Origin of the sequence: Rhizobium sp. SJZ105 (genome assembly GCF_007828365.1) — a bacterium.
GTDB classification, from domain to species: Bacteria; Pseudomonadota; Alphaproteobacteria; order Rhizobiales; family Rhizobiaceae; genus Agrobacterium; species Agrobacterium tumefaciens.
The window spans coordinates 91749-104283 of sequence record NZ_VIUP01000003.1; the positions used below are offsets into that span (position 1 = coordinate 91749).

The 12535-nt window shown below is 59.2% G+C and carries 8 protein-coding genes and 1 tRNA gene; 3 read left to right on the forward strand and 6 right to left on the reverse strand.

Annotated features, from left to right (window positions below):
* Positions 1-12: 12 nt before the first annotated feature.
* From FB593_RS12460 to FB593_RS12470, 3 genes are all read right to left on the reverse strand, one after another.
* The gene (locus FB593_RS12460) at positions 13-3207 is read right to left on the reverse strand and encodes an efflux RND transporter permease subunit (RefSeq protein WP_019565072.1); all 3195 of its coding nucleotides are present in this window, start codon (positions 3205-3207) and stop codon (positions 13-15) included.
* A gap of 114 nt (positions 3208-3321) precedes the next feature.
* Positions 3322-4512, reverse strand: a complete 1191-nt coding sequence (locus FB593_RS12465; RefSeq protein WP_112290282.1) for an efflux RND transporter periplasmic adaptor subunit — start codon at positions 4510-4512, stop codon at positions 3322-3324.
* Positions 4513-4628: 116 nt separating this feature from the next.
* Positions 4629-5426 carry an alpha/beta hydrolase fold domain-containing protein gene (locus FB593_RS12470; protein ID WP_013636765.1) on the reverse strand — a complete coding sequence of 266 codons (798 nt, stop codon included), beginning with the start codon at positions 5424-5426 and terminating at the stop codon, positions 4629-4631.
* 134 nt (positions 5427-5560) lie between these two features.
* Between FB593_RS12470 and FB593_RS12475 the strand changes: the two genes are divergently transcribed.
* Complete coding sequence (locus FB593_RS12475; protein ID WP_003514057.1) at positions 5561-6460, forward strand: LysR family transcriptional regulator; 900 nt, start codon at positions 5561-5563, stop codon at positions 6458-6460.
* A gap of 9 nt (positions 6461-6469) precedes the next feature.
* Here FB593_RS12475 and FB593_RS12480 read toward each other — a convergent pair whose 3' ends face one another.
* On the reverse strand, positions 6470-7369 hold the full coding sequence (locus tag FB593_RS12480) for a LysR family transcriptional regulator (RefSeq protein WP_145166640.1): 900 nt from the start codon (positions 7367-7369) through the stop codon (positions 6470-6472).
* 162 nt (positions 7370-7531) lie between these two features.
* On the opposite strand from FB593_RS12480, the gene FB593_RS12485 reads away from it, so the two are divergent.
* A complete protein-coding gene (locus FB593_RS12485) occupies positions 7532-8713 on the forward strand; it encodes an MFS transporter (protein WP_080797766.1) in 1182 nt (393 codons plus the stop codon).
* A gap of 65 nt (positions 8714-8778) precedes the next feature.
* The gene (locus FB593_RS12490) at positions 8779-9612 is read left to right on the forward strand and encodes an aldo/keto reductase (protein WP_112675663.1); all 834 of its coding nucleotides are present in this window, start codon (positions 8779-8781) and stop codon (positions 9610-9612) included.
* A 142-nt stretch (positions 9613-9754) separates the two neighbouring features.
* On the opposite strand, the gene FB593_RS12495 is transcribed toward FB593_RS12490, so the two are convergent.
* Together FB593_RS12495 and FB593_RS12500 are read right to left on the reverse strand one after the other, a co-directional pair.
* On the reverse strand, positions 9755-11716 hold the full coding sequence (locus FB593_RS12495) for a methyl-accepting chemotaxis protein (RefSeq protein WP_186447914.1): 1962 nt from the start codon (positions 11714-11716) through the stop codon (positions 9755-9757).
* Positions 11717-12119: 403 nt separating this feature from the next.
* Positions 12120-12194, reverse strand: a tRNA-Gly gene (locus FB593_RS12500).
* Between the last annotated feature and the right edge of the window lie 341 nt (positions 12195-12535).

A 12535-nucleotide genomic window follows, 5' to 3' on the forward strand; every position in this document is an offset into this window, starting at 1 on the left:
TTGGATCAGGTCTCAGCCGGCCTTTTCGAGCTTGTAGTCCGAATTGGCAGGTTCTTCCTGTTTGTGCTGGATGAGAGGACGGTTACCCGACAGCTTGCGAACCAGCACGTAGAATACCGGTGTCATGAAGATGCCGAAGAATGTCACCCCGATCATGCCGGAGAACACTGCGACACCCATGGCCGCGCGCATTTCCGCACCCGCACCGGTGGAGATGACCAGAGGCACCACGCCCATGATGAAGGCGAGTGAGGTCATCAGGATCGGGCGGAGGCGCAGGCGACTTGCCTCGACTGCGGCCTGAAGCGGCGTTCGTCCTTCGAATTCCAGCTCGCGGGCGAATTCCACGATCAGGATCGCGTTCTTCGCCGATAGTCCGACAAGGACGACAAGGCCGATCTGCGTAAAGATGTTGTTGTCCCCTCCCGTCAGCCAGACGCCTGTCAATGCGGCGAGAACGCCGAGCGGAACGATCAGAATGATCGCGATCGGCAGGGTCAGGCTTTCATATTGCGCAGCCAATACGAGATAGACGAGCAGCAGCGCCAGCGGGAAGACCACAAGGCTGGAATTACCGGCAAGGATCTGCTGGTAAGTCAGATCCGTCCATTCGTATTCGATCCCGGCCGGCAGGTTTTCGGCAAGGATTTTCTCGATCGCTGCCTGCGCCTGTCCAGAGGAGAAGCCCGGTGCCGGACCGCCGTTGATATCGGCTGCAAGGAAGCCGTTATATCGGTTTGTGCGCTCCGGTCCTGTTGTTGCATCTACCTTCAACAGCGTGGAAAGCGGGATCATCTGACCGGTGGACGAGCGGACCTTCAGGCGGCCGATATCTTCGGCATGGGCGCGGAATTGCGCATCTGCCTGCACACGCACGCTGTATGTCCGCCCGAAGGCGTTGAAGTCGTTGACATAAAGCGAGCCCAGATAGATCTGCAGCGTCTGGAAGACGTCGCTGACCGAAACACCCAGCTGCTCGGCCTTGGCGCGGTCGAGATCGGCGAAGAGCTGCGGCACGTTGATCTGGAAGCTGGAGAAGATGCCTGCCAGTTCCGGTGTCTGGTATGCCTTGGCGATGACCGCCTTGGCCGCTTCGTCAAGCGTCTGGTAGCCGTAACCGGCACGGTCCTCGATCTGCAGCTTGAAGCCGCCCGTCTGGCCGAGACCGTTAACCGGCGGCGGCGGGAACATGGCGATGAAGGCATCCTGAATGCCGGCAAACTTCTGGTTCAGCTGCATTGCGATGGCGCCGCCTGACAGTTCCGGCGTCTTGCGGTTTTCGAAGTCGTCGAGAACTGCAAAGACGATGCCCGAATTGGAGCCGATGGTGAAGCCGTTGATCGACAGGCCGGGGAAAGCGATGGCGTGGCTGACGCCCGGCTGTTGCATGGCGATATCGCTCATCCGCTTGATGACGCTTTCCGTGCGGTCAAGCGTTGCGCCGTCCGGAAGCTGGGCAAAGCCGATGAGATATTGCTTGTCCTGCGCCGGTACGAACCCGCTTGGGACCGCGCTGAACATGCCGTAGGTCGCAGCCACCAGCGCCATATAGACGATCATGACGAGGCTTTTGCGCGTTACCAGCCCGCCTACGGTTTTGCCGTACCCGTTGGAGGCGGCCCCGAAGGCGCGGTTGAAACCACGGAAGAACCAGCCGAAAATCCGGTCCATGAAGCGGGTCAGCCAGTCTTTCGGTGCGTCGTGCTCTTTCAGCAGCAGGGCTGCAAGAGCGGGTGACAGCGTCAGAGAATTGATCGCCGAAATGACGGTGGAAATCGCGATCGTCAGCGCGAACTGCCGGTAGAACTGGCCGGAAAGGCCGGAGATAAAGGCTAGTGGGACGAAAACGGCGACCAGCACAAGCGCGATTGCTATGATCGGCCCGGAGACTTCGCGCATCGCCTTGTAGGTGGCATCACGCGGAGAAAGCCCGTTTTCGATGTTTCGCTCGACGTTTTCCACCACCACGATGGCGTCATCCACCACGATGCCGATGGCCAGCACGAGGCCGAACAGGGTCAACGCGTTAATGGAGAAGCCGAAGGCATACATGACGGCGAAGGTGCCGATGATCGACACCGGAACGGCGATCAGCGGAATGATCGAGGCGCGCCAGGTCTGGAGGAACAGGATGACCACAAGTACCACGAGGCCAACGGCCTCGAGGAGCGTATCAACGACCTTTTCGATGGACGAGCGAACGAACTTCGTCGTGTCGTAGACGATTTCATATTTCACGCCATCAGGCATCGCCAGTTGCAGATTGTCCATTGTCGCGCGGACATTGTCGGCGATTTCGATGGAGTTGGAGCCGGGAGCCTGCAATACGGCGATCGCCACGGCGGGTTCGCCGTCGAGCAGCGAGCGCAGCGTATAGTCGGCAGCGCCGAGTTCGATGCGGGCGACGTCGCGAAGACGGGTGATCTGGCCGTTCGCGCCGCTCTTGACGATGATGTTGCCGAATTCCTCCGGCGTCGTCAGACGGCCCTGGGCATTGACGTTGAGCTGCAGGTCGACGCCGTTGGGGCTTGGCGATGCGCCGATGACGCCGGCTGCGGCCTGGACGTTCTGCTGACGGATGGCGTCGGATACGTCGCTGGCGGCGAGATCGTGTTCGGCCACCTTTTGCGGATCCAGCCAGACGCGCATGGAATAGTCACCCGCGCCGAAGACCTGCACCTGACCCACGCCTTCGATACGGGCGAGGCGATCCTTGACGTTCAGCGTCGCATAGTTGCGCAGATAGGTGATGTCATAGGCATCGGTCTTCGACACCAGATTGACGACCATGATGAAGTCGGGCGAGCTTTTGACGGTGGTGATGCCGAGTGCGCGCACTTCCGCGGGCAGGCGCGGTTCGGCCTGCGACACGCGGTTCTGCACCAGCTGCTGCGCCTTGTCCGGGTCGGTGCCCAGCTTGAACGTGACGGTCAGCGTCAGCACGCCGTCCGATGTCGCCTGGCTGCCCATATAGAGCATGTCCTCGACGCCGTTGATCTGTTCTTCAAGCGGCGTGGCGACGGTTTCGGCAATAACGGCCGGGTTCGCACCGGGATAGGTGGCGCGGACGACGACGGATGGCGGCACGACTTCCGGATATTCGGAAATCGGCAGGGCGCGCATGCCGAGAAGGCCTGCGACCACGATCAGGATCGACAGCACGCCGGCGAAGACCGGCCTGTCGACAAAAAATCTGGAAATATTCATATCCAGTCCCCTCTCCGGGTAGATTTGGAAATGCAAGGACCGTTCCGGCGGCATCATGGCCGCCGGTGAGGGCCGGTTCTTTGTGAAATGCGTCTCGCCGGAGGCGGGACGGCGTTATTGCGAGGCGGCGACCTTGTCTTCCGCCTGCGGTGCGATGGTTGCACCGGGGCGAATGCGCTGCAGGCCGTTGACGACGATCGTATCGCCGGCGGCAAGGCCGCTGTCGATGATGCGCTGGCCGTCAGCCGGTGCGCCGGGCTTGATCTGGCGGTAGCTCACCTTGTTTTCGGCATCGACGACAAAGACGAACCGCTTGTCCTGATCCGTGCCGATGGCGCGGTCGCTGATGACTATCCGGTTTTCCGGCTTCGGTTCACCCATGCGCACCCGCACGAACTGGCCGGGAATGAGCCTGCCATCAGGATTTTCGAAGACCGCACGCACACCAATGGTGCCGCTGGCGGAATCGACCTGGTTGTCGATGAGGTGCAGGGTGCCCTTGATCGGCGTGCCTTCATCCGAAAGCGTGCCGATTTCCACCGGGATCTGTTCGAGCGCGGGCAGGGCGTCGGTTGTCTTCGGCAGCTCGGAAAGCGCTTTCGCTACCGTTCCTTCGCTGGCGTTGAAGCTGGCATAGATCGGGTTGACCGAAACCAGCGTCGTCAGGGCAGGCGATGTTGAGCCGGCGGCAACGAGGTTGCCGGCGGTGATTTCGATGCGGCCGACCCTGCCGGAAACCGGTGCAACGATTTCGGTGTAACCAAGATCGAGCTGAGCCGTCGTCAGCGTCGAGCGGGCGGCGCGAAGCTGGGCTTCGGCATCCGCAAACGAGCTTTGCCGCTGGTCGAGATCGCTCTGGGAGATCGTGCGATTGTCGGAAAGCCTGCGGCCACGGTCGAGTTCCGTCTTGGCAAGGCTGACCTTGGCTTCGGCGGAGGCGACCTGGGCTTCAGCACCTGCAACGGCTGCGTGATAGGGGGCCGGATCGATGGTGAAGAGGGGGTCGCCTTCCTTCACCAGCGCGCCTTCGCGGAAATGCACGGCCTTGATCTGGCCAGCGACGCGGGAGCGGATCTGCACGCGGTCGACGGCTTCGAGACGGCCGGAAAATTCTTCCCAGCGCATCACATCGCGGCTTTCCACCTTGGCGACGGTGACTGGGATAGCCGGCGTTTCAGCCGGGGTGGAAGCTGCCGTCGCATCACGGCTGGTGGGCAGGTCGAAAATGAGTGCTGCGGCTGCAACGGACATAGCAAGCCCGATACCGGCGCCCGTCAGGGCCCGGCGCTTTGTGGTCAGCGTCATGGGTCTCTCCTTGGCTCGGATCAGGAGCCGGTCAGTTTCTCTATCTGTGTGTTTTGTCGCATGGTCCGGGCGTAAAACCGCTACGCACTTTTACTGGACATGCTCAAAATGCGATTTCAGTGTTTTATCTGGTCAACGAAGGTCTTGAACTCCGAACAGACGGATGGAACCCATCCGCCGCCCTTTCCTTGATAAAGCCCCGTCCAGCCAATACCGGCGGGGAAAACATGCTGCCGGACGCTGACACCGGAGGCGATGAGCCTGTCGGCATAACCGACCGTTTCGTCGCGCAGAGGGTCGTCCTCGGCGGTAAAGATCAGCGCCGGCGCCACCCGGTTCAGCCGCGTACACTGGCAGGGCGCGGCATAGGGGTGAAAAAACCCGCAGGCCTTGGCAAGGTAATGGCTCCAGCCATCCGCCCAGCGCTGGCGCATGCCGATCCTGTCCGCATCGCGGAAGGATTCCGTCGTCATCATCGGGTCGATCATGGGCGACAGAAGTATTTGACCGGCAAGCTTGCCCGGCATGCGGTCCCGCGCCTTCAGCGCAAGCCCAGCCGCCACATTGCCACCAGCCTCTTCGCCGGCCACAAACAGCAGCGATTTTGCGCCGCCATAATGCTTGCGGTCCCGGCTCAGATGATCCAGCGCTTCGAAGGCACAATCGATCACCATCGGAAACTCGTTGCCGGACGACTTGCTATAGTCGGCCTCGACGACGATCGCGCCGCTTTCAGCGAGCGCGCGTGCCACCGGAAGCTCCGGGCAATTGCCGCCCTTTTCAAGAAACGAGCCGCCGCGCAAATAAAGGACCACGGGCGGGTTGGTGCACAGGCCGGCACTTTCATATCGGCGCACGGAAAGCTGGGACGCCGAGCCCCCACAGCCTTCGATATTTTCCCAGTGCGCTTTCATCTGATCCGGTCCCGTGCGCCGCCATCAGCAGCTCACCATATTTGCAAAATCTGAAATTCATATTATTGTTCGGGAGAAAACGATCAAGTACGTCAAAATGAAAACACTATTCCAAAAAAACGGATAATAGCGACATGGATCAGCTTTCCGCCATGCGGGTATTCACTCGCGTCGTCGAAACCGGCAATTTCAGCCGCGCCGCGACCGCGCTGAACATGCCCAAAACCACCGTCACCAACATGGTCCAGGCGCTGGAGGCGCATTTACATACCACGCTTCTCAACCGCACAACGCGGCGGGTGATGCTGACGACGGACGGCGCTCTCTATTATGAGCGGGCCTCGCAGATTCTGTCGGAAATCGAAGAGCTTGATGGCAGCATGTCCAGCGCGCAGGTGCAGCCGTCTGGCCGGTTGCGGGTGGAAATGGCCGGTGTCTTCGCGGACCTCGTGGTTATTCCACATCTTTGCGAATTTTACCAGCGCTATCCGCAAATCCGGCTCGATCTCGGCGTCGGCGACCGTCTGGTCGATTATATCGCGGAGAATGTCGATTGCGCGCTGCGGGTCGGCACCTTGCGGGATCAATCCCTTATAGCGCGCAAGGTCGGCGAGCTGAAATTCGAAACCTTCGCTTCTCCCCTGTACATCGAGAGTTTCGGCATGCCGCAACAGCCTGAAGATCTCGAAAACGGACATCATTCCGTGGGATATTTCAATGCCACCACGGGCCAGATCATGCCGATCTCATTCGACAACGGGCTTCGCAGCGTCGAGATTACGCCCAACTATGTCGTGTCGGTGAATGACAGCCGCACCTATCTCAACGCCGCGCTGGCGGGCATGGGCATGGTGCAGCTGCCTGTTTTCATGGTCAAGGATGCGCTTGCGCGTGGCGAGCTTGTGCCGGTTCTGCCGGAATGGCGGCGCGAGCCCATGCCGATCTATGTCGTTTATCCGCAGACACGGCACGTCACCAACAAGGTCCGTGTCTTCGTGGACTGGCTGGCGAAGATGGTTCACAGCCTCGTCTGAGGCGGCTAGTCACCGCCCGACCTTTGCCGCGACAAAATCGATAAAGGCGCGTACGCGGGCGGCCAAGTGATCATGTCCGGCATAAACGGCATGGATCACCTCCATGTCGCCCGGATTGTAATCCTCCAGCACCGGCACGAGCAGACCGGCCTCGATATCCGGCTCGACATGAAACTCTCCGACCCTTCCCAGCCCAAGGCCCGTCAGGCACAGCCGACGCATTGCCATGCCGCTGTTGACCGAGGCATTGCCGGTCACGGGAAGGCGGTAGACTTCCGTCGTGCCGGGATCACGGAAAGGCCATTCGTTGAGGCTGCGACTGAAATTGAAGCTGATGCAATTGTGTTGGGCCAGATCCTGCGGCTTTTCCGGCATGCCATGTTTTTCGATATAGGCAGGGGAGGCGACGATGATCCGTCGGACCTCTTTCAGCTTTCTTGCCTTGAGGGACGAATCCGCCATCCCGCCGGATCGTATCGCAATATCGGTGCGCTCCTCGATCAGGCTGATGACGCCGTCGGTCAGCGAGATATCCAGCTCGATTTCCGGATAAAGAGATAAAAACTCCGGTGCGAGCGGCAGAAGATACCTTTCGCCGAAGCCCAGCGTGGCGTTGACACGCAATAGCCCCCGCGGCACCACCTTGCCGCCGCCTGATACGATCTGCTCCGTATCGGCGATGTCGGCCAGAATGCGCCTTGCCCGGGAAAGATAGATTTCCCCCTCCGGCGTCAGCGTCACCACGCGGGTGGAGCGAGCGAGAAGGCGGGTGCCGAGGCGGTCTTCAATGCGGGTGACAAGTTTGCTTACCGCCGAGGGTGAAAGCTTGAGCCTGCGCCCGGCTGCGGAAAAACTCCCCAGCTCGGCTGCCGCCACGAAGACTTCCATTTCTCCGGCCCTGTTGTCCATCGCTGCACCACTTGTGAAATTAATTCAAAGGCCTTTATCCAATCTTGCTGATTATCATACAAGTCCCCTTCGCCCATATTGCAATCACATAGTTGATCCAACCGGACAGCACCCGCTGTCCATAACGCCCGCGATCCCGCTCCGGGCGAAGAGGTACTCGTCATGCCATTGGCCATATTTGCCTTGACGATCGCGGCTTACGCGATCGGAACCACGGAGTTCGTTATCGTCGGTCTTTTGCCGACGGTCGCCGCAGATCTCCACATTACCCTGCCGCTTGCCGGCCTTATCGTCAGCGTTTACGCGCTGGGTGTCACTTTCGGGGCGCCGATCCTGACTGCGCTGACCGGCAAGATCGAAAGAAAGCCGCTGCTGCTCGGTCTGATGGCGCTGTTCGTCGTCGGCAATGTCGCAGCCGCCGTGTCGCCAAGCTATGAGACGCTTCTGGTCGCGCGGGTGCTTTCCGCCTTCGCCCATGGCGTGTTCTTCTCCGTTGGCGCCACCATCGCCGCCGATCTCGTGCCGGAAAACCGCCGTGGCTCGGCGATTGCCATGATGTTCATGGGTCTGACCGTCGCCATCGTCACCGGCGTGCCGATCGGTACCTATATCGGGCAGATTTTCGGCTGGCGCGCCACCTTCTGGGCGGTTGCAGGTCTTGGTGTCATCGCCTTTGCCGGTATCGCGGCCCTGTTGCCGGGCACGCTGAAGAAAGCGCCGCCCGCCAGCCTTCTCGATCAGGTGCGGGTGCTGGGTTCCGGCCGACTAATCATCGTTTTCGCCATGACCGCACTTGGTTACGGCGGCACCTTCGTCGCCTTCACCTTTCTGGCGCCGATCCTTCAGGACGTCACGGGCTTCTCCGAAAAGAGCGTCGGCCTGATCCTTGTGCTCTACGGCATCGCCATTGCCGCCGGTAACATCGGTGGCGGCAAAATCGCCAACCACAATCCGGTCAAGGCGTTGATCGGCCTCTTTCTGGCACAAGCCATCGTGCTGCTGGTCTTTTCCTTCACCGCCGTTTCGCCGGTTCTGACCCTGATCACGCTGGTGGCGCTCGGCTTCCTGTCCTTTGCCAACGTTCCCGGCCTGCAGCTTTATGTGGTGCAGCTGGCCAAGGAACACCGCCCCGGCGCTGTCGATGTCGCCTCGGCGCTCAATATCGCCGCCTTCAATCTCGGCATCGCGATTGGTGCGTGGCTTGGCGGTCTGGTGGTGGAATCGCCGATGGGCCTTGCCGCAACCCCATGGGTCGGTGCCATCCTTGTCGCCATTGCCCTCATTCTCACCCTCTGGAGCAGTGCACTCGACCGTCGCGCCTCGCTCTCGCTGAAGACTGCCTGAGTTTTCGTATAAATCCCGGCCACTGCCTAAGGGCTGGCCGGGCGTACCCTAAAAGGAGAAAATATATGTTTGATGTCACCGCCAACGGCGCATCGATCCCGGTGCTTGGCTTCGGTACCTTCCGTATTCCCGGCCCCGATGTTCTTCGGATCGTTCCGCATGCCCTGAAGGCCGGCTTTCGCCATATCGATACCGCGCAGATTTACGGTAATGAGGCCGAAGTCGGCGAAGCCATTGCTGGTTCCGGCGTGGCACGCAGCGATATCTTCCTGACCACCAAGGTCTGGGTGGAGAACTACAGGCACGATGCCTTTCTTGCCTCCGTCGATGAGAGCCTGAAAAAACTGAAGACCGATTATGTCGATCTCCTGCTTCTGCACTGGCCGAACGAGGCGGTAACGCTGGCCGAGCAGATCGGCGCGCTGAACGCGGTTCGCGACGCCGGCAAGGTTCGCCATATCGGCGTGTCCAATTTCAATACGGCGCTGATGGCTGAGGCGGTCAGTTTGTCAAAGGCACCGATCGTCACCAATCAGATCGAATACCATCCCTATATCGATCAGGATATGGTGATCGCGGCGGCCAAGGCTGCCGGCATGTCGGTGACGGGTTATTACGGTATGGCCGACGGCAAGGTTTTTGCCGATCCGGTTCTAAAGGACATCGCCGCCAGCCGGGGCAAGTCGGTGGCGCAGGTGGTGCTGCGCTGGCTCGTGCAGCAGCAGGGTGTGATTGCGCTTTCGAAGACGGTGAGCGAAGCCCGTGTTGACGAAAACCTTGCGATCTTCGATTTCACGCTGTCGGTCGCTGAGACGGATGCGATCCGTGCTCTTGCTCGACCGGATGGCCGTATCGTCTCGCCGGACGGGCTTGCACCGGTATGGGACGCGGCTGCCTGACAGTTGCCAACGGGTGTGGGTGGAATTCCTCCTGGTGCCGTCACCCGGGTCTAGCCCGGCATGACGGAGGAGCGGTTTTCACTGATATAGATAACCTTAAGACACCCGGATAAGCTATCCGGGTGTCGTCTGAGAGAGTGGATCAGAATTCGCCCCATGTCTGATCTTTCGAGGCCGTGGATACGCCGAGCGCTGCGGCCACCTGGCCGATCATGCGACGCGCCGGGGATGGTCTCGGCTGTGCGTTGTCCGCAACGCGCACCGGCGCTGATGGCTTATATGCGGTTCTAGCCGTGCTGGTGCTGGCCATTGCGCCATCCAGCTTGAACTGGCCGACGATCTGGCGGAGTTTTTCGGCATCACCGGCAAGCGATGCGCTGGAGGCCGTCGCCCTTTCGACCATCGCGGCATTGTGCTGCGTGACCTGGTCCATCTGGTTTACCGCGCTGTTGACCTCGGCCAACCCGACCGACTGTTCCCTTGCGGATGTCGCGATGGCGTCGAGTTGTGTATTGATGGCGATGACGTGACTTTCAATGATCTTCAGGGCGTCGCCGGTTGCGGTCACGAGTTTCACGCCGTTCTGCACTTCGTCGGCGGAGTTGCGGATAAGCTCCTTGATTTCCTTGGCCGCTTGCGCCGAGCGCTGGGCCAATTCACGCACTTCCTGTGCCACAACCGCAAAGCCTTTGCCTGCCTCGCCCGCACGGGCCGCCTCGACGCCGGCGTTGAGTGCCAGAAGATTGGTCTGGAAGGCAATCTCGTCGATGACGCCTATGATGTTGGAAATCTGGCTTGAAGAGCTTTCTATGCGCTTCATGGCATCGACCGCAGTTGCGACGACCTGACCGGATGTCTGCGCGGATCTATTGGCCTCGACCGCCACGATCCGGGCCTCCTCAGTCCGTTTGGTCGAATTGCTGACGTTGCTGGTTATCTGGTCGAGCGCTGCGGCTGTTTCTTCCAGCGATGCGGCTTGGGTTTCCGTGCGTTGCGACAGGTCGCTCGCACTCGAACTCAACTCGCGAGAGCCGTTGTCGATCGTGGCCGTGACATCGGCAACGGACAGCAGTGTTTTGCTAAGCTGGTTTACGGCGATATTGAAGTCCGCACGCAGGCTTTCGAATTCTGCGGAGAAAGGCGTTTTCAGCTGGTAGGACAGGTCGCCATTAGCCATATGCTTCAGACCTTCGGCAAGGCCGCTGGTCGCTTCCGCCATTTCGGCGGCGCGCCTGCGATCAATATCGGCAGTTCTTTGACGCTCTGCCTCGGACTGGTTACGCACCTGCGCCGCATCCGCTTCCAGCCGGCGGGCCTTCAATTCGTTATCCTTGAAGACCTCAACGGCCTTTGCCATCGTGCCGACCTCGTCGCGCCGGTCCGTTCCCTCGACATTGACGGACAGGTTACCCTCCGCAAGCGTTTGCATCGTGCCGACAAGACCGCGGATCGGCGTGACAAGCCAGCTGCTGATCGCGAAATATCCGATGACGACGACGGTGATGAAGCCGAGGACGACCGCCGCGACGGTAATCAGTGCAGTCCGTTGGCTTATGTCGCTCAGATCATCGCTCTGCTTGGCGCTACGGTTCGAAATATCAGTGGCTATCTGTGTAAGTTTCGCGCCGATCTTGGCAAAGACTGGCTGGCACTCGGTGCCAAACGCTTTTTGCGACGCAAGTGCCTCATCCACGGTTGATGCGGTTCGGCCCAGGTGCCAGGCGTTCTTGCACGTCACGTTATAGAGCGTCGTCACGTCGTCCTTGAGTACGCGCAGGCGGTTGTCTTCGGGGATATTGGCGATGGCTCCATCCATCGATACCATGAACTTGTCGCGTGTGGCCTTCACCTCAGCTTCGGCAGCGGCATTACCCTGTTCCGTAAAGGCGATCATCATATCGGCCAGAGCCGCACGCCCGTTCAGCAGTTCCTTGTTCGCGAGCGCCAAATTCAAGGCCGCTGCGCTGTCACGAGCAATAAGATCACTATAACTTCCATCGATCGATTTGATCTGTATGGCGGAGTAGGCCGCAATCAGGATTGCACATACGCCGAATAGCGCAAATACCGTCAAAAACTTTCCGACAACGGGAATATTTCTCATCGTTATGGCTCCCACAATAAAATCGAGCCCTTCATGGGTCATATTTCGGCATCATGCGATTTTCCGATGATGATTATACTTACAAATTTAAGAAACAATTATGTATTATTAGTAATTACGTATCTTATAATAAGATACTGTACTCTTATATTAAATAAGAATATTATTTAATACTGAATAATTCTAATGAGAATCCAAATCTGCTGTCATGTCTTGCACGTCCGCAAACGCCTTCCCGAAGCGAATAAGTTCGGTATCAAGGGCACAGGACTTTGGTTGGGCGTCAGATCGGCCGAGAACATGCGGGTAGGCTTCGGTTGAAGAGGAGCTATCTGGGACCGGCGGCAAAATCAGGGCGGTGCCTGTAAGCGCTTTGACATTCCCGACGTTTTCCATGGAAAACTGGAGCGGGCGAAGGGATTTGAACCCTCGACCCCAACCTTGGCAAGGTTGTGCTCTACCCCTGAGCTACACCCGCTCAAAAACCGCTGGTCCGGGGTAGTTCGCTGGACCGCGGGCCGCCAAAGCGTGGCGACGGGTGCTATATCGCTCAATCGTTTTTGGAATGCAACAGTTTCTTTTGCGGTTTCGGTGGAAATCCGTCTGGCCTGTGGGTTTATTCAAAACGGCCAGGTCGATGCGTCGTAAAAAAGTGTGTTGGCGGGCGAAGGTATTGTTTCGGCTGGCCTTTATTTGGGTTGTAAAAGCACACAATCGGCCGGATGGCCAAAAAATAACCTGTTTACATTTGGTTAAAATCTGATTCGACAAGTGATTCGTTCGGGTGTACAAATTTCATGTCCACAAAAAAAGAAACGA